General features: G+C 60.4%; 12 protein-coding genes. 4 read left to right on the top strand and 8 right to left on the bottom strand.

What is annotated here, in order from left to right; translation table 11 throughout:
* Nucleotides 1-2: 2 nt before the first annotated feature.
* From cheB to QO005_RS14575, 7 genes are all read right to left on the bottom strand, one after another.
* On the bottom strand, nt 3-1,040 hold the full coding sequence (cheB, locus tag QO005_RS14545; protein WP_307158769.1) for a protein-glutamate O-methylesterase CheB: 1,038 nt from the start codon (nt 1,038-1,040) through the stop codon (nt 3-5).
* Nucleotides 1,037-1,945 carry a protein-glutamate O-methyltransferase CheR gene (cheR, locus tag QO005_RS14550; protein ID WP_307158770.1) on the bottom strand — a complete coding sequence of 303 codons (909 nt, stop codon included), beginning with the start codon at nt 1,943-1,945 and terminating at the stop codon, nt 1,037-1,039. Before cheR ends, cheB begins: the two co-directional genes overlap by 4 nt.
* Complete coding sequence (locus tag QO005_RS14555) at nt 1,942-2,409, bottom strand: chemotaxis protein CheW (protein ID WP_307158771.1); 468 nt, start codon at nt 2,407-2,409, stop codon at nt 1,942-1,944. Before QO005_RS14555 ends, cheR begins: the two co-directional genes overlap by 4 nt.
* 4 nt (nt 2,410-2,413) lie before the next feature.
* Nucleotides 2,414-4,720 carry a chemotaxis protein CheA gene (locus QO005_RS14560; protein ID WP_307158772.1) on the bottom strand — a complete coding sequence of 769 codons (2,307 nt, stop codon included), beginning with the start codon at nt 4,718-4,720 and terminating at the stop codon, nt 2,414-2,416.
* Nucleotides 4,721-4,736: 16 nt separating this feature from the next.
* Entirely contained in the window at nt 4,737-5,102 is a 366-nt protein-coding gene (gene cheY1 / locus QO005_RS14565) for a chemotaxis response regulator CheY1 (RefSeq protein ID WP_027486933.1), read from the bottom strand.
* A complete protein-coding gene (locus tag QO005_RS14570) occupies nt 5,099-5,398 on the bottom strand; it encodes an STAS domain-containing protein (RefSeq protein WP_307158773.1) in 300 nt (99 codons plus the stop codon). The genes cheY1 and QO005_RS14570 overlap by 4 nt, the downstream gene beginning before the upstream one ends.
* A 130-nt stretch (nt 5,399-5,528) precedes the next feature.
* Nucleotides 5,529-7,154 (bottom strand): globin-coupled sensor protein, encoded by a 1,626-nt coding sequence (locus tag QO005_RS14575; RefSeq protein ID WP_307158889.1) that lies wholly within the window; start codon nt 7,152-7,154, stop codon nt 5,529-5,531.
* Between the two features lie 861 nt (nt 7,155-8,015).
* Between QO005_RS14575 and dxr the strand changes: the two genes are divergently transcribed.
* Complete coding sequence (gene dxr, locus QO005_RS14580) at nt 8,016-9,206, top strand: 1-deoxy-D-xylulose-5-phosphate reductoisomerase (RefSeq protein WP_307158774.1); 1,191 nt, start codon at nt 8,016-8,018, stop codon at nt 9,204-9,206.
* A gap of 108 nt (nt 9,207-9,314) precedes the next feature.
* Here dxr and hemA read toward each other — a convergent pair whose 3' ends face one another.
* Nucleotides 9,315-10,529 (bottom strand): 5-aminolevulinate synthase, encoded by a 1,215-nt coding sequence (gene hemA, locus QO005_RS14585; protein ID WP_307158775.1) that lies wholly within the window; start codon nt 10,527-10,529, stop codon nt 9,315-9,317.
* 770 nt (nt 10,530-11,299) lie between these two features.
* Here hemA and QO005_RS14590 point away from each other — a divergent pair.
* From QO005_RS14590 to QO005_RS14600, 3 genes are all read left to right on the top strand, one after another.
* Nucleotides 11,300-11,563: a YMGG-like glycine zipper-containing protein gene (locus tag QO005_RS14590; RefSeq protein ID WP_307158776.1), complete on the top strand. Its 264-nt coding sequence runs from the start codon at nt 11,300-11,302 to the stop codon at nt 11,561-11,563.
* Between the two features lie 594 nt (nt 11,564-12,157).
* Entirely contained in the window at nt 12,158-14,062 is a 1,905-nt protein-coding gene (locus tag QO005_RS14595; RefSeq protein WP_370878083.1) for an autotransporter assembly complex protein TamA, read from the top strand.
* Nucleotides 14,063-14,098: 36 nt separating this feature from the next.
* Complete coding sequence (locus QO005_RS14600; RefSeq protein WP_307158778.1) at nt 14,099-18,250, top strand: translocation/assembly module TamB domain-containing protein; 4,152 nt, start codon at nt 14,099-14,101, stop codon at nt 18,248-18,250.
* Nucleotides 18,251-18,292 lie beyond the last annotated feature (42 nt).

Genomic DNA, 18,292 nt, shown 5'->3' on the forward strand with positions numbered 1-18,292 from the left:
TCTTAACCTTCTTTCCGTGCGGCCGTGAGTTTGAGAATTTCTTCGCCGATCGATCCAAGCGGCAATTGATGCTCGACTGCGCCCAATTCATAGGCGACCCGAGGCATTCCGTAGACCACACAGGTCTTTTCGTTCTGCCCGATGGTCCGTGCGCCTGCACTTCGCATCTTGAGCAATCCGGCTGCTCCATCGCGTCCCATACCCGTGAGTATGACGCCGACAGCATTGCGTCCGGCCAGTTCCGCCACCGAATCGAAGAGCACATCGACCGAAGGCCGATGGCCGTTGACAGGCGGCTGTTCGACCAGGCGGCAGCAGGGCGCGGAGGGATTGACCACCTGAAGGTGACGCTCCCCGCCCGGGGCGAGGTAGATCTTGCCGATCTCCAGCCGGGCTCCGTCCGTTGCTTCCTGGACAACAGGGGCGCAGAGGCGGTTCAGGCGCTCTGCAAAACTCTTGGTAAAGGTTGGCGGCATGTGCTGCGTAATCACCGTCGGCGGGCAATTGCGCGGGAATTTTTGCAGTACGGCAATCAGCGCCTCGACACCTCCGGTGGAGGAGCCGATAGCGACGATCTTGCGGCCAACGCGGAAATCGGTGGCAGGCGCGGCAGCGGGAGCCGTCGGTGGCGGCACCACACGCCGGCGCTGCGAGCGCGCGGCGGCCTTGACCTTTTCGGCCAGATCGCCGAAGGGGCGTGGCTCACCCGGCATCGGTTTGCCGACGCAATCGAAGGCACCGATTTCCAGCGCGGCCAGTGTCGCCTCCGCACCACGATGGGTCATGGTGGAGACCATGATGACCGGCATGGGCCTGAGCCGCATGATTTTTTCGAGAAATTCCAGACCGTTCATGTCCGGCATTTCGATATCCAGCGTCACCACGTCCGGGTTGAGCTGCTTGATGGCGGCGCGTGCCTCCATGGCATCCTTCGCCTGACCAATAACGCTGACTTCGGGATCAGAATTCAAGACCGCCGTGATCAGCCCACGCATGGTGGGGCTGTCGTCGACGACAAGAACGCGAGCAGGTGACGTCATGCCCTGCGCCCTCCAAATTTTCCAGTATATTTATAGGTGGTGATAGCGGTGTTATCGAAAACATTCTTTGCATCGCCCGACACCCGTTCGGAATGGCCGATGTAAAGATGCCCGCCCTCGGCCAGCAATCCCGCAAAGCGCGACCAGATCTTCATCTGGGTCGGCTCATCGAAATAGATGACGACGTTGCGGCAGAAGATCACGTCGAAAGGGCCTTTGACAGGCCATTGCGACATCAGGTTCAGCTCGTTGAAGGTGATCAGCTTCTTCACCCGATCATCGACCTGGAACTTTCGCCGTCCACCGACATCCACCTCGCGGAACCATTGCTTGCGCATGGCCGGATTGACGGTCTCCAGCGAATTTTCGTCATAGGCACCAGCCCGGGCAAGGGCGAGGATCTTCGGATCGATATCCGTTGCCAGAATGCGGAAATCGTAATCGGCAATATTCTGCATCAGCGACAAGACAGTCAGCGCGATGGAATAGGGTTCCTGACCGTCCGAACAGGCCGCTGACCAGATGCGCACGCGGCCACCGGACTTGGCGCGGTTGATCAATCCCGGCAGAACTTCGGTCCGCAGGTGATCGAAATGATGGTTTTCCCGGAAGAAGCGGGTGAAATTGGTGGTCAGATGCGACAGCATCTCACGACGCGCCGCCGCGCCCTCCGGAGAGGCCACCAACTGGCAATATTCGCGAAAGCCGCTGAGCCCCAGATTGCGGATGTGCTTGGACAGCCGCGAATAGACCAGCGAAGCCTTGGAATCGTTCAGCGCAATGCCGGCGTCCGAATAGATCATGGCGGCGATCTCGTTCAGATCGCGGCGCGTCAGCGGGTATTCGCCGCTTGCCATGACCTCGTCGTCCGCCTGACGGCTATGCGCAGAAAAGCTGTTGATCATGCGGCTTCGCTTTCGGGTTCACTGAATAGACCTGCCAGTTCGATCAGACAGATCATTCGCTTTTCGATGGCCAGGATGCCTCGGGCATACTGGCGCTCCAGATCCGAAGAAATCTCCGGAGTAGGCTGAATATTATCGTCGGTCACCGTTAAGATGTCGGAAACCGCATCCACGAGAAGACCGACAACCTTGGAGCGAACCTGGGCCACGATGATGACGTGGCGCGGGGTCGGCTCCGCCGGTTTCATTGCAAGCCGTGACGCCAGATCGATGATCGGCAGCACGGCACCGCGCAGGTTGATGACACCCATGACGTAATGCGGTGAATGCGGCAGTGGCGTTGCGGGCGTCCAACCACGAATCTCCCGCACCGACATGATGTTGACGCAAAACTCTTGATCACCGATCCGGAAGGCGATGAGCTCCCGATTTCCCTGAGCCAGATTTTTGACCGCATACGACATGCAATTACCCTGCGACGGCTAGCGACATTTCCTGCTTGAGTGACTGACCGCGAGAAGCGGCAACGACGGCATCGACGTCCAGGATGAGCGCCACGCGGCCATCACCCAGGATGGTTGCGGCGGCAATGCCCGGAACATGCGTGTAGTTGGCTTCCAGCGACTTGATGACCACCTGGCGCTGCCCCTGGATGGCATCGACCATCAGAGCGCGCTGGCCGCCACCTTCCGATTCCACCAGCAGCGCCACGCCGTCCATCGGGTTGGCCTGGCTGGAGCGGAAGTTCAGAATGCGACCGACATCGACCAGCGGGCAGAAGCTGTTGCGGATCGAGATCAGGCGCTGGTTGGCGCCGAAGGAGTGAATGTTCTGCGCTTCCGGCTGCAGGGTTTCGACAATCGCCGTCAGCGGTACGACCAGGGTCTGACCGGCAACCGTCACCACCATGCCATCCAGAACGGCCAGCGTCAGCGGCAGGCTCATGGTGAAGGTCGAGCCCTGACCGGGGCGCGAGCTGATGGAAATGCGGCCGCCCAGCGCCTGGATCGAGCGCTTGACCACGTCCATGCCGACGCCTCGGCCGGAAATGTCGGAGATCTTGTCCGCCGTCGAGAAGCCCGGCATGAAGATCAGGTTGTCGATTTCCTCGTCGGACAGGTTGGCGTCCGCCGGGATCAGGTCGTTGTCGATTGCCTTCTGGCGAACCTTCTCGCGGTTGATGCCGGCACCGTCATCCACCAACTCGATCACGATACGGCCCGAGCGATGCTTGGCGGTCAGCTTGACCGTGCCTTCCGGGTTCTTGCCGTTGGCGATGCGCTTTTCAGGCGTTTCGATACCGTGGTCCACGGCATTGCGGATCATGTGGGTCAGCGGCTCGGCGAGCTTGTCGATAACCGTCTTGTCCACTTCGGTGTTTTCACCTTCCGTGACAAGGCGGATGGACTTGCCCACCATATCGGCCACTTCGCGGACGATACGCGACATGCGCTGGAAGACCGGCTTGACCGGCTGCGCGCGGATGGCCATCACCGAATCCTGGATCTCGCGGGTGAGCTGCTGCAGCTCTTCGAGACCCATATTGATAGAAGACGTGCCGTTGGTGTCGTTTTCAATCACGCTCTGGGAGAGCATGGCCTGGTTGATGACAAGCTCGCCCACCAGGTTGATCAGGCGATCGACGCGGTCGAGATCGACGCGGATGGTCTGAACGGCCTGGGAGGCCTGGTTCTGCGCGGCTGCGGCGGCAGCAGCGGCTGCGGCAGCCGCGGGCGATTCCTTTTTCTCGCGGGCGGCAGATGCGGCCATATTGACGACCTTGGTCGCCGTCTCGGCGGCTTCCACGGCATCGGCCACGGTGCTGTCACCTGCGTCGCTGTCCTCGTCGGCTTCGGAAACGCCTTCATCGAGAACGGAGAGATCGAAGGGCACCGGCACCATCGGCAGTTCTTCTGCGTCTTCAGCCGCCTCTTCCTGAACCTTGACCTCAAGGTCGCAGTCCCATTCGGCGAATTCGAAGACGGTGCGCACACCTTCCTCACCCTTTTCGGAGGTGATGGCGATCTTCCAGGAGAAATAGGCTTCTTCCGGATCGAGGCTGTCGAGCGTCGGAACGCTATCGGTATTGCAGTTGAGGCTCATCTCGCCGATGCGGGAGAGGTCGCGCAACAGCAGAGCGGCATCATTGCCCTTGGAATAAAGCTCGCGCCGCGGCTTGAACATGACCTCAAGGGTCGGCGCCACGATAACCGGTTCTTCCTCATCGGAAAATTCATCGAAGGAAAATGGAATGGGCTGGAAGCCGCTGTCGTCTGTCGGCGGCGGCGGTGCCGCCGGGGCCTCGGCCTTGGGGGCCGCCTTGGGCGCGGCGGCCTTTGCTGCCGGCTTTGCCGCAGGCTTGGGCGCGGCGGCCGCCGAAGGCGCAGGCGTCTGACCATTGGCCAGCGCCTCCAGTTCCTTGACGAGGCCGCTGGAGCGGGACTCGTCGACACTGCCGCCGTCGCGGGCGGCATTGGTCAGGTCCGCCAGCACGTCGGCAGAGCGGAGCATGACCTTCAGAACATCCTGCGTGGGTTCGAGCTTGTTCGAACGCACGCAATCGAGAGTGGTCTCGAAGACATGTGCGAAGGAAACCAGGTCATCGAGACCGAATGCGCCCGCGCCGCCCTTGATGGAATGAACAGCTCGGAAAACGGCGTTGACCGTCTCCGGATCGCGATCTCCATCATTCATTTTGAGAAGACCGGATTCCAGTTCCGCGAGTTGCTCCTCGCATTCCTGGAAGAAGATCTCTTTGATTTCGTTCATATCCATCGCGGGAAACCTTGCTTTAGGCGGTTACACGTTCGATTGCGTCGATCAGCTTGGTCGGATCGAAGGGCTTGACGATCCAGCCGGTCGCACCGGCCTGGCGGGCGCGGTTCTTCTTCTCGGCATCGCTTTCCGTGGTGAGAACGAGGATCGGAACGGCCCGATATTTCTCGTTCTTGCGAACGCCTTCGATGAAGCCGAAGCCATCGAGACGCGGCATATTGATATCCGTGACGATGACGTCCGGATTGCACTCTTCCAGAACTTCAAGTCCCTCGACGCCATCCTCTGCCTGGATGGTTTCGAACCCTGCATTGTTCAGGGTGACGAGGAGCATGTTCCGGATCGTCCGGGAATCATCCACCGTCAGTACTTTTTTCTTCATTGCCCAATCTCCTTCGCGATCAGTTGATCGTTGTTCAAGCCCAAGAGCTGCAGAGTTTTTGTAAAAGCTTCAGACGCCTTGGTAATGGAAAACGCATGCTTGTCCTCTTCCCAGGTCTTCTGTCCGGACACCAGCACCTGGGCGCACAGGGCACCCATGCGCTCCACCCCGGATGCATCGATCTCCACCGCACCGCCCCTCAACCCCAGAAGCTTGTCCTTGAGGGCGGAAGCTTCATTCAAGTCCAGAACCGAAGGCAGCTTCAGCTCCTTCGATGCACCCTTCTTGCCAGCCATCGCTCATTCCTTACGTTGCCGTTGTCTCACCCCTACCGCGCGTCGGTTAAAAACCCGTCTTTGCGGGCTCCGAAGGCGGAAAATTGCAGCACCCAAGCCCTGTTGTATAAGAGCTTGGTAAATAAACCGCTCACGCCGAGAGCCCTTCCATGCGAATCGGGAACAGAAAATCGGTATTTTTTTCGGTTTCGAAGGCAATCAGCGGGGCTGAGGGCGCCTCCACAGGCGCCACCGGCGCATAACTGGGTCTCTCCTGCCGATAGGCCCGTTCGATCCGGAACTGTCGGACCGTCTTTCCGAGTTCGAGAATGACGGTGTGAAGATCGCCCCCCTGCTCCTCGGCAGCGTGGGCAAGACTGGCCGCCCCCTCCACATCGCGTCCGCAGGCGGCAATATCGCCCGCCAGCGCCGTCAGTTCGCCCGCCTGACGTCCGGTCTCCCCCGCAAGATGGGAAACGACGTCATTAATGCCGGAGACCTGGGAAACGATGGCGGAGATGGCATCCTGTGTCCGGTTGACCATCTGCACGCCCGCATCCACCTGATCCTTGGTGGTGGCCACCAGCGCCTTGATCTGGCGGGCGGATTCGGCCGAGCGCTGCGCCAGCGCCCGCACTTCCTGGGCCACGACGGCAAAACCGCGACCGGAATCACCGGCGCGCGCCGCCTCGATACCGGCATTGAGCGCCAGAAGATTGGTCTGGAAGGCAATCTCGTCGATGGAGCCGATGATCTTGCCGATTTCCTCGGCGGACGCCTCGATATCGGCCATGGCATTCATGGCCTTGCCGGCGATTTCGCCGCTTTCCTCCACAGCCCTGGCCGTTCTGGCGACCTGGGCTTCGGTATCGCGGGAGCGGCTGGCGCTGCCCTTCAGATCGTCCGCCGCCTTGCGCAGGGCCTCACCGCTGACCGACAGGCGGGATGTCAGCGCAGTTGCGCGCTCGCTGAAGCGCCCGGCATCCTCGCCGAGTGCCGCACTGGCTGCCTCGGCGGTTTCACGATAACCATCCGCAGCGGAAAGGGCCGCGCAGATGCTGTCCATGGCGGCATTGAAGGTGGTGACGAGATCGCGATAGTCCTCTGGCACTTCGGTTTCGAGGCGGCAGGACAGATCACCCTCCGCAAGCGACTGGAAGGCATCGCGAAACAGCGCATTCACCTGTTCCCGCTCGCTACGCCGGGTCTCGGCCACATCCTTATGATGCTTGACGCGCAATTCATTGAAGCGGAGCGATACCGCGATCTCCACATCCACCATGACGAGGCGGATGAGGGCCGCGACGAGGCCCTTCAATTCCTGAAGACGCTTCTTGCTGGACGGGAAAAAGCCGCGCCCCGCCAGATCGCCCATCACCGCCGTCACCAACCGTTCCAGCACCAGGCCATGGCCGGCGATATGCCAGCGCGGATCGAGCCCCATGCGGCTCTGGGTGTCGGAGAGCAGCTTGACGCGTTCGGCATAGAGCCCATCGAAACGCGCATCCGTCATCACCTCCCAATGGGAGGCGTAAAGATCCTGAAGGCGATCCAATTGCCGATCGCCTGAAAATTGCCGCGCGGCGGCAGGCGTGTTCTGCAAGCGGCGAAAAAACTCGCGAATGCCCTCCTGAGCACCCGGCTCGAGCTTCAGGCGATGCTGGCGGATCAGCGCGCAGATCTCCTGATCGAGGCCCGAAAAATTCAACCTGTCACGCAAGCTGCCCGTTTGCGATGCGCTTGCCTTGTCTGTTTCGCTCTGCTGCACCACTGCCATCCCCGCAAGATCGGCGCTGAGGCCGGAACCCCCACAAAGGCTCGGGGCTGCCGATCTCGGCCACCCGCTGCCCGCCACGGACATTTTCTGGATACGGTGCAAACCGAGGACATTTTTGCCCCTATCCGAAAAACGTCAGTCTCATCTCGATCGATAAAGAAGATACCGGAGTAAAACCGGCACGGAGGGATGGCGTCATGCCGGGCAGATCGTTTGATCCGCTCCTACGTCCTGCACTGGCAACGCGCTGCGACTTGTTCGACACACCGTTCAAGACTTTCGCGGTTACCGTAAACTTTTTATGGTTAATTTATTAATCCCGAGTTAATACTCTTTAAGGAATTTGACCAGCATGTGTCACAGCAGCTTTCTTTTTAGAAAACAAGCAAAGCGCATGCATCCTCCAGTCTCGGGCAAGCTTTCTCTGCCTTAGTTTTTCAAGGCCAAGGTGGCCTTTGAGGAGTGAACAATGATTGTTCTTGGGCTTGGCGCCGCCATCATTGCCGTTTGCACGATCGCAGCCGTTTCGATCTTGAATCGGATCAAGGCTGAGGGACCTTTTCTCCCTACTTTTTGAGGGGAGATGAGTTGATCCTCGCGCAGCCAATTGCCCGCACGCCCCATCCCTGGAGTATTTCCATGCTCCATAGAAGCGTGGAAACACTTTAGCTCTTTGTTTTCACGTGTTTCCGGACGGAAAACCGGCTTCCACTTTTCCTGGAAACACTCTGGCTCTTTGTTTCTGCGTATTTCCGGACGGAAAACCGGCTTCCACTTTTCCTGGAAACACTCTAGTAGAGGCTGGGTATCAAGCCTTCCGGCTGTCCGGCGGGCGCGTTAACACCTCTGCCGGATCGTTGCATGAGCATGGCCAAAGCCAATCCACGCCGCCTGACTATTCTTGGGTCCACGGGATCGATCGGCGTCAACACGCTGGATGTCATCCGCCAACTGGGCGGCAGCGATCGTTATGAGATCATGGCGATCACCGGCCAAGCCAATATTCGGCTTTTGGCCGAGCAGGCCAAGGCCTGCCGCGCGCAACTGGCCGTCACCGCCGACCCCTCTCTTTATAATGCCCTGAAGGATGCTCTTGCCGGAAGCGGCATTGCCGTTGCCGCCGGCGAAAGCGGACTTCAGGAAGCAGCCGAGGCCGAAGCGGATTGGGTCATGGCCGCCATTGCCGGCACGGCAGGTCTGGCGCCGACACTGGCCGCTGCCCGGCGCGGCGCAGATATCGCGCTTGCCAATAAGGAATGTCTGGTGTCAGCCGGTGCTCTTTTCATGGAGACCATCGATCGGGCTGGCGGGCGGCTGTTGCCGGTGGATAGCGAACATTCGGCCATTTTCCAATGCCTGACCGGCGATCACCGCGCCGCATTGGAGCGGATCGTGCTCACGGCATCAGGCGGCCCTTTCCGCACCTTCAGCCGTGCCGAAATGGCGGATGTCACTGTCGAGACGGCCCGCAGCCATCCGAACTGGTCCATGGGCCTGAAGGTCTCGATCGGCAGCGCCTCGATGTTCAACAAGGCGCTGGAGATGATCGAGGCTAAGCATCTCTTTCATTTGCGGCCGGATCAGGTGGAAGTCATCATCCACCCGCAATCCATCGTGCATTCCATGGTGGGCTATAGCGATGGGTCGGTGATGGCGCAGCTTGGCGTGCCCGACATGCGCACCGCCATTGCCTATGCGCTGACCTATCCGGAGCGCGGGCAACTGGATGTCGAGCGGCTGGATTTTACCAAACTGGCGCGGCTCGATTTCGAAGCGCCGGACGAATCACGTTTTCCAGCCCTTCGGCTGGCACGCACCGCATTGGAACGGGGCGGACTGCAGGCCGCCGTGCTGAATGCTGCGGAGGAAACGGCGTTTCACGCCTTCGTGGAGGGGCGTATCGGCTTTCTCTCCATGGCGGAGATCGTGGAAGAGGTCATGGACGCGCTTCAGACCTTCGAAAACACTCAGGGGCTGGACGCTGTCCTGGCTGCCGATGCGCAAGCGCGCCGCCAAGCCCGGGTCATCATCGAAAAAGCCGCCGCTGCCTGAAATGTTATCGTGTTTCCGGACCGAAACACCGACAACGCCGTGCATTTGAGAAAACACACGGCGCAGTAAATGCACCCGCGCTTCGACAGATCGGAATAGAGATAAAGCTCAGGCCACCGCGCGGGCCAGGGCACAGCGCGACCACAATTGATGCAGCGCCCCGACCAGATGCTCCAGATCCGCATCGGAATGCAGCGGCGTCGGCGTGATACGCAAACGTTCGGTCTTTTTCGGCACCGTGGGATAGTTGATCGGCTGGACGTAGATGTTGAAATTGTCCAGCAGGATATCGGAAATCCACTTGCACTTGGCAGCGTCGCCCACCATCACCGGCACGATATGGCTGGGATTGGGCATATGCGGAATGCCGCTCGCATCCAGCATGGACCGCAGGCGACGCACACGCTCCTGATGAGCGAAACGCTCCAGCTGGCTGGACTTTAAATGGCGGATCGAAGCGATGGCGCCTGCGGCCAGCGACGGCGGCAGCGCTGTGGTGAAAATGAAGCCGGAGGCAAAGGAGCGGATGAAATCGCACAGCGCGTTGGAGGCCGCGATATAGCCACCCATGACACCGAAAGCCTTGCCGAGCGTGCCTTCAATAATGGTCAGGCGGTCCATCAAGCCTTCGCGTTCGGCAACACCGCCGCCACGCGGGCCATACATGCCCACCGCATGCACTTCATCAAGATAGGTCATGGCGCCAAAGCGATCGGCAAGATCACAGATCTCCTTGATCGGCGCGATATCGCCATCCATGGAATAGACGGATTCAAAGGCAATCAGCTTCGGCGCCTTCGGATCGGCTGCAGCAAGCTTGGCTTCGAGATCTTTCAGATCGTTATGCTTCCAGATGACTTTTTCGCAGCGGCCATAGCGAATGCCTTCAATCATCGAAGCGTGATTGAGCGCATCGGAAAAAATGATCAAACCGGGAATTTTCTGGCCAAGCGTGCCGAGCGTCGCCCAGTTGGAAATATAGCCGGAAGTGAAGATCAGCGCCGATTCCTTACCATGCAGATCGGCGAGTTCCTGCTCCAGCAGGACGTGGTAGTGATTGGTGCCGGAGATATTGCGGGTGCCTCCAGCACCCGCGCCACAGTGATCGATGGCTTCTTTCATGGCCGCGATCACGGACGGGTTCTGGCCCATGCCGAGATAGTCGTTGGAACACCAGACCGTCACATCATGGGAGCCGGCTTCGGTGTAGCGCGTGGCGCGGGGAAACTGGCCCTGCTGGCGTTCCAGATCGGCGAACACCCGGTAGCGGCCCTCTTCATGCAGACCACCCAGTTCGCTCTTGAAAAACGCCTCGAAATCCATTGCGCTTGCTCCAATCTTCTCAACACTCTTTTGAGTGTGTTCCGGGCTGCGGTCAACCCTGTTTTATATAGTCATTCTAAACTGCGACAAATGGCGCGAGCCCCCGCGACCTCTTCTTCCTGCCGCATGAATAGGCAAATCGGACAGGATTTGCCCATTCATGCGGCAGAAAACGGAAAACACCGCCTGATCCTGTAAAACCGGCTCTAGTGGTTTGATTGTGACATTTGCACCCCTGTGCAGCACCCCTCGAGAGCAAATGTCACAATCATGAAAACCACTAGCAACCTTATGATTCTAGTGGAATTTTCGAATTTGACATTTGATCCTCGAGATCACCGCAAATGGGTATCAAATGTCAAATTCATTCCACTAGCCTCCGGTCCGGTCTTGCAGGCTTGTCCGGGAGACATCCATGCGTGCTTTCCGCCTATCCTCTCTAGACCCGATCATCCTCGCCAATCTTGATCTGAATCAAGTTCCAACGGAATGATCACTTCGACCCACCCTCTCCTGGACAGCCCAATTGATCCCGCCTTCATCAGAAGTCTCTAATCAACATCTGAAGACTGCGTTAAAAATCAGCAGCCGAACAGTGGACTTTCCTTAAGTGAACGATATTTTGCCACCATGCCGCCCTTCTCGGACAGTACGTCACGGGCAGCCTTGGAGGGGCAATTCATCCTGCAGCATCCTGAAAACCGGGGTGCCGAAGGGGAGTGTGGGGCTCCTGCGGCTGAAAAAATACGGATTACAAGGTGGAGAAAACCATGAAGAAGGCAATCATACTCATTATTGCCGGTCTGGCCGTCGCAGGCTGCACCGAAACGGAAAAGGGTGCAGGGATCGGGGCAGCCTCCGGCGCTGTCATCGGGGGCCTGGCTACGGGCAATGTTCGCGGCGCAGCCGTCGGTGCCGCCATCGGCGGCGTTGCTGGCGCGGTGATCGGCAATGTGCGCGACCAGCCGGGCCAGTGCTATTATCGCGATCGCTACGGCCGCCGCTACATCGACGCCTGCCCGCGCAATTACTGATTTTTCCGAGAGCATCGGATCGAAGATCAGAGCATTTCCAGGAAAAGTGTAGTCACGGTTTTCCGTCCGGAAATGCATAAAAGCAAAAGCTTAGAGCACGTCCGGTGAACCCGTGTTCACCGGACGTGCTCTAAGAACCGGCCCAGGCCTGCCGCAGTCATGTTGCAGCAACACCTGGGCCGGTTTCGTGCCTTGTTAGCAGCGACGAACCTTCCCAGACTGTTCAAGCTTGGGATTTCAGGCTAGAGTGCTGGCAGGAAAAGTGGGAACCGGTTTTCCGTTCTGAAACACGGACATAGTTTAGTGTCCCTTTCCGGAACAGGGTGATCGACTGCTCTTGACCTGCAGGCCCTTCCAGGCCGGTTCGTCGGTGTGGCAGGGCTTGAAGCGCCCGTTTCTGCACTTTGAGAAGATGAAAGCGCCGAGGCGGATCGCCTGGCGATCAGGCGCTTTCAGCATGCGTGGTGGACGGCATGAGGCTTTCCATGGGTGTTGAACTACAAGCATGAGGAGCGTTGTACGCTGCTTGTATTGGGTGTCTTCGTGCCGGGAATAAGTATTGCGTTTCATCGGGCTGATACCGGCTCATCCGGACTGCGGCGGAGCAGGCGTTCCGTCGTCGCGTTGTTGCGCGCTGGTCTTATCGCAACACTCATTTCAACCGGCCTGCTTGCTCCGCGCGAGGCGCACGCCTTCAAACTTTTCGGCATCACGCTTTGGGGCGAACGCGACAAGGGCTCGGATGTCATCGACCCGGTGCGCTACAGCCTGACCTTCGAGAGCCCGGGGAGCGACAAGGACCTGCGCAAGGTTCTGGAAAACAGTTCTCTGCTGCTGGCCGACAAGGAAAAGCCGGTTTCCGGCGATCTCGGCGTCGTCGTCAAGGCCCGCGAAGACCGGGAAAGGCTGATCGCCGCCCTTTATGAGCAATCCCGCTATGGCGGCACCGTCACGGTGACGGTCAATGGGACACCGCTCGATGCGCTGCCGCCCAATCCGACTTTTCCGAGAAACGCTCCCGTTCCCGTCAGTGTGACGGTCGATCCGGGACCGGCCTTTACCTTGGGCCACGTCACGCTTGAGGGGGACGCTGCCGGGCTCGATCCGGCGAAATACGATCTCGTACCGGGCAAGCCTGCCGGATCCCTGGTGATCATCGGCGCAGCCAACCGCATGGTCAATGACCTGAAAGCCGGAAGCCATCCTCTCGCCGCCGTGGCCGACCGGCAGGTGGTGGCCGACCATGCCACCAACCGTGTCGATGTCACGCTGCGCATTGCCGCCGGTCCGGTTGCGCCGCTCGGCCCCGTGACGGTCACAGGCTCCAAGCGGGTCGATGCGGGCTTCATTCAGAAATATTCTCGGCTCAAGCCCGGCCAGGCCTATTCACCGGATGAATTGCGCAAGGCCAATGACCGGCTGCGCAAGCTCGGCGTCTTTTCCAGTGTCACCGTCAAGCAGGCGGAGACGCTGGATGCCAATGGCGCCATTCCGCTCACCATCGACGTTTCAGAAGGCAAGTTCCGCTATTTCGGCGTCGGCGCCACCTATTCCACCATCGACGGCGCCGGGCTGCAGGGCTATTGGGGCCATCGCAACCTGTTCGGCGAGGCAGAATCGCTCAGGCTGGAGGGGTCCGTCAGCGGCCTCGGCCAGAATGGCGTCGGCGATCTGAATTATGCCGCAGGCATCACCTTTACCAAGCCGGGTTACCTTCTGCCCTCCGGCACGCTGGAAGCCAGCATCAAGGCCGCCACGCTCAGCACGGATTCCTATGATGCCGACACCATCACGGGCAAGCTTGGCTATTCCTATGAACTCAACGATTACGACACCCTCTCGGCCGCGACCGCGCTGGAATTTGCCCGCGTCGATGACGCCTTCGGCAAGAACGACTATCTGACCTTCTCCGTGCCGCTGGAATATGTGCGCGACACCCGCGACGACAAGATGAACCCGAAGGAAGGATATAAGGCGAGCCTGTCCATGGCGCCCTCCTACGAATTCCTCGGCAGCAACGTCTTCACCAATCTCGAAGGCTCGATTTCCGGCTATTACGGGCTCGGTCAGGAAGACCGGGTGGTGCTGGCGGGCAAGCTGTCGCTCGGCACGCTGTTTTCCACCGGTGATCTTGCTGACATTCCGGCCACGCGCCGTTTCTTTGCGGGCGGCGGCGGGTCGGTGCGCGGCTATGCCTATCAGGGCATTTCCCCCCGCAACGGCAATGACGATGCCACCGGTGGCCTGTCCTACATGACCGCCTCGCTGGAAGCCCGTGTGGGCATTACCGATACCATTGGCCTCGTGCCCTTTTTCGATGTCGGCACGGTTTCCACCGGCCATGTCCCGGATTTTTCCGATATCCGCGCCGGTGCGGGGCTTGGCCTGCGCTATGCCACGCCCTTCGGCCCCATCCGCCTTGATGTGGCCCTACCACTCAATCCCTATCCCGATGGCGATAAATACGGCATATATGTCGGTATCGGACAAAGTTTCTGACGCATTTGCGCCGTTGTGGAAGGCGAAGAAGACCGGATGAGATTTCTGACTGCGACCACCCGCTTTGCCCTTTACGGGCTGCTGATCCTCCTGGGCATGCTGGTCATCGGGCTGGCCTTGGCCGGAGGCACGCGCGCCGGTGGCCAGATGGTGGCCGATTTTGCCGCCTCCATTCTGTCCAAGCCCAACCGGATGATCGAGATCGATGACCCGTCCGGGCTGATGAGCGGCGAGTGGAAGGTGGCGCGCATTACCCTTTCCGACCAGAAAGGCCCCTATCTCGACATTCGGGACGTCTTCATCGACTGGTCGCCACTGGCGCTGCTGTCGCGGCGGGTGGAAGCGCAATCGGTGGCCGCCCGCTCCATCACGTTGCTGCGCAAGCCGCTGCAGGATGCCGAGCAGACCGAAAAACAGACCAGCAACAATACCGGCTTTTCCCTGCCGGTGACCATCGACGTGGCACGGCTGGATGTGCCGAGCCTCAAGCTTGGCAAGGAGGTCATGGGCACTGAGGCGGAACTGGCGCTGGCGGGCCGCGTGCTGGCACGCACGCAAGGCATCGATAGCGATTTGTCGCTCAGCCGTGCCCGTGTTCCCGATGCCAAGCTGAATGCCAGTCTGATCTACGACCCCAATGCCAATCGGCTCGATATCGACGCCAGGCTGCAGGAGCCGAAGGACGGTATTCTGGCGAAGCTCGTACAGATTCCGGGCGCACCGCCGGTGACCATTTCGCTCTCCGGCCAGGGGCCGATCGATGACTGGAAGGCCTCAGCCCGCGCTGCACTGGATGGTCAACCGCGTCTCGCCGTCGATCTGACCCACCGGGTGATGGCTGAAGGCCGCGCCGTCAGCCTCAAGGGCGCAGGGGACTTCGCCGATCTCGTACCGCCCGATCTGCGCGGACTGTTTGCGGGCAGCACCTCGATCGATCTCGCGGCTTTGATATCTGAGCAAGGCAGCATCACCATTCAGCGCGGCTCGGTGGAAACCGACAGCCTGTCGCTGACCGCCGGGGGCCGATACGATCCGCAGGGGGATAATGATCTCTCCGTCAAGCTCACGGGCAAGCAGGGGCCGGTCGCCCTTCGCTGGCCGCTGGCCGAAGGCACGCTTTCCGCCGCCTTGCAGCAGGTGGATCTCTCCATTGCCGGACAGGCCTCCACCGCGAAGATCAAGGCCCATGCAGCCCTGGCAGAACTGTCCCTGCCGCAGGGAAAGCTGAGCGGACTAGCGCTCGACGCCAGCTCTGACGCCTTCAACCTGACGGATCGGGCTGGCACGCTGCAATCGGCACTGACGGTGGAGACCACAGCCCTTGCCGATGACAATCTCCAGCGGGCGTTCACCGCACCGCTGAAGATCACGGCCCCCGTCACGCTCAGCAGGGAAAAGATCACGACTGACAGGCTGGACATCGCCAGCCAAACCCTCAAGGCCACCGCCAGGGCCGCCTATGACCTTGCATCCAAAGCAGCGACAGCATCGATAACCACAACGCTTGACCCGCAAGCCCTGCCCGCCCAGATGGGGCAGAAGCTGGAAGGTCCAGTCTCCCTTGAGGCCGAGATCGCCAGTGCAGGCTCCAACCTGTCCATCCCGTCCTTCTCCGTTACCTCCAGCCTGATCGATAGCACGGGGCAGATGCAGCTGGAAAACAACACGCTCTCGGCAAAGCTCGAGGGTAGGATCAAGCAACTGGCGAAACTAACCCCGCAGGCCAGCGGCAGCGGACGTTTTTCGGTCGATGCAACGGGGCCGATGGATCATCTGGCCGCAACCGGCACCTTCACTATCGATGAGGCCATGATGGCGGGCCGCCGTCTGAACGGCTTTGCGCTCACCGCCAAGGCGGACCTGAAGCGCGGCGCGCCCTCGGCCTCGCTCTCGGCCACCGGCAGCCTGGATGGCAAGCCGGTCACGGCGGCGCTGGATCTTGCCTCCAAGGATGGCCGGACCTCGATCCCGAAACTGACGCTGGATGTCGGCCCCAACCATCTGGATGGCACGATGATGCTGTCCGGCGCCATGCTGCCCAGCGGCGAAATCCGCTTCCGCTTTCCCGATCTCGGCCTGCTGGCTGCTCTTGGCGGCCAGACCGCCTCCGGTGATCTTGCCGGTGACGTGACGCTGAAGGAAAATGCGGGACGCATCGCCGCCACCATCCAGGCCAGTGGCAAGAGCCTGCGCTCCGGCACCGTGGAGGTCGATGCACCGGATATCGATGTCAGCACGCCGGATCTGGCAGCCCTTGCCATTGATGGCCGCGCCAAGGCCGGACGGGTTTCGACAGGCTCGGCGCTGCTTGAAAACCCTGCCCTCACCTTCACCCGCCGCGGAAGCCGCACCGATATTGCGCTCGGCGGGCGGTATGACGGCGCACCGCTCACCGGTTCCGTCCTGGTCCAGCAGGATGTGGACACACTGCTGGTCAAGCTCAACAGCTTTTCCGCCGTGCCGCGCGGCATTGCCGTGAAGCTGAATGAACCCACCACCATTCGGGTGGAAGATGGCACGGCCTTCATCGATGGCCTGACGCTCACGGCAGGCGGCGGATCGGTCTCGCTCAAGGGAGAGGCCGGGAAGACGCTCGATCTGCAAGCGGTCATCCGCGCCCTGCCCGCCTCTTTGGCCAACAGCTTTTCCGCCGGTCTCGATGCGGGCGGGACGATCGCCGGGACAATCGACGCCAAGGGCACGAGCAGTGCGCCGCAAGTGACCTATGATCTCAGCTGGCGCGATGCGACCGTGGCCCAGCTCAAGGCGGCAGGGCTGACGCCGCTTGCCATCACCGCCAAAGGCGATTTTCGCAATCAGCGGCTTGGGGTTCAAACCACCGTCAGCGGCGGTGGCTTGAACGTCACCGGCGGCGGCGGTCTGACGCTCACCGGCACCCGCCCCATCGACATGAGCTTCGATCTGCGCCTGCCCTTCCAGGCCCTGCAAGGCCTGCTCAGCGCCCAGGGTCTGGTTCTGGAAGGTCAGGCCAATGGTTCCATCAAGGTTGCGGGCACGCTTTCCTCGCCGCAACTTTCCGGCGGCATCAGCACCAATGGTGCGCGGCTCATCGACGTGCAGCGCAATCTCGCTCTGGAAGGGCTGTCGGCGGATATTCGCCTTGAGGGAAAGCGCGCCACGCTGGCCAGCCTGAACGGCAGGCTTTCCACCGGTGGCCGAATTTCCGCCAACGGCTCCGTGGATCTCGCTGGTGAAGGCATGCCGGCGGATCTGTCCGTACAGCTTCAAAACGCGGTCTATGTGAATGGCGATCTGGTGACGGCCACCGGCAATGGCACACTCTCGCTGAAAGGGCCATTGAAGGCGGGGCCGACGCTATCCGGCAAGCTGACACTGGAAAAGACCTCCATCACCATTCCAGCCAAGCTGCCAAGCTCGATTGCAGAGCTGAATATCAAGCACAAGAATGCGCCCAAGGATGTGCGCCGCCAGATGCAAGCGCTTTCGCCGAACGACGCTCGCGCCTCCTCTTCCCCCATCAAGCTCGATTTGCAGATTTCCGCTCCCTCGCAGATCTTCGTGCGCGGCCGTGGCATTGATGCCGAGCTGAACGGCGATGTCGCCGTGCGGGGAACGGCGGCGGAACCGCAGGTGGCTGGCGGCTTTACGCTCAAGCGCGGCCGCATTGTCATTCTCACCAAGCGGCTGGATTTCAGCGAAGGCAAGATCACCTTCGGCGGCGGTCTCATTCCGCTGGTGGATTTCACCGCCTCCAGCACCTCCGGCAGCACCACGTTGAACGCCACGGTGGAAGGCATGGCCAACGATCCGCAGATCGGCTTTTCCTCCTCGCCTGCCCTGCCGCAGGATGAAATTCTGGCGCAGCTGATCTTCGGTCAATCGCTGTCGAAACTGTCGCCGCTGCAAATTGCCCAGCTCGCCGATGCTGTCGGCCAGCTGGCGGGCGGGCGCTCGACCTCGCTGTTCAACAGCCTGCGCAATTCGGTGGGCGTCGATGATCTCGATATTTCGACCGATTCCAAGGGCGATGCCCAGGTCAGCGCCGGAAAATATCTCAACGACAAGACCTATCTGGAGTTTCAGCAAAGCTCCACAGGCAGCCGTGCGGTGATCAATCTCGATGTCGGGCGCGGCGTCAAGCTCAAGGGACAGGCAGGCGCCAATGGCGACAGCGGCGGCGGCATCTATTACGAGAAGGAATATTGAGTGCGTAAATGTCTATTGAACCGCGCAAAAGGAAGGGTTCTG

Source organism: Allorhizobium paknamense, assembly GCF_030815125.1.
GTDB lineage: Bacteria > Pseudomonadota > Alphaproteobacteria > Rhizobiales > Rhizobiaceae > Allorhizobium > Allorhizobium paknamense.

What these genes read in the sequence shown, in the direction of transcription:
- cheB (WP_307158769.1), bottom strand. Translation starts at nt 1,040, where the DNA reads ATGACGTCACCTGCTCGCGTTCTTGTCGTCGACGACAGCCCCACCATG.
- cheR (WP_307158770.1), bottom strand. Translation starts at nt 1,945, where the DNA reads ATGATCAACAGCTTTTCTGCGCATAGCCGTCAGGCGGACGACGAGGTC.
- QO005_RS14555 (WP_307158771.1), bottom strand. Translation starts at nt 2,409, where the DNA reads ATGTCGTATGCGGTCAAAAATCTGGCTCAGGGAAATCGGGAGCTCATC.
- QO005_RS14560 (WP_307158772.1), bottom strand. Translation starts at nt 4,720, where the DNA reads ATGGATATGAACGAAATCAAAGAGATCTTCTTCCAGGAATGCGAGGAG.
- cheY1 (WP_027486933.1), bottom strand. Translation starts at nt 5,102, where the DNA reads ATGAAGAAAAAAGTACTGACGGTGGATGATTCCCGGACGATCCGGAAC.
- QO005_RS14570 (WP_307158773.1), bottom strand. Translation starts at nt 5,398, where the DNA reads ATGGCTGGCAAGAAGGGTGCATCGAAGGAGCTGAAGCTGCCTTCGGTT.
- QO005_RS14575 (WP_307158889.1), bottom strand. Translation starts at nt 7,154, where the DNA reads ATGGCAGTGGTGCAGCAGAGCGAAACAGACAAGGCAAGCGCATCGCAA.
- dxr (WP_307158774.1), top strand. Translation starts at nt 8,016, where the DNA reads ATGAGCATGGCCAAAGCCAATCCACGCCGCCTGACTATTCTTGGGTCC.
- hemA (WP_307158775.1), bottom strand. Translation starts at nt 10,529, where the DNA reads ATGGATTTCGAGGCGTTTTTCAAGAGCGAACTGGGTGGTCTGCATGAA.
- QO005_RS14590 (WP_307158776.1), top strand. Translation starts at nt 11,300, where the DNA reads ATGAAGAAGGCAATCATACTCATTATTGCCGGTCTGGCCGTCGCAGGC.
- QO005_RS14600 (WP_307158778.1), top strand. Translation starts at nt 14,099, where the DNA reads ATGAGATTTCTGACTGCGACCACCCGCTTTGCCCTTTACGGGCTGCTG.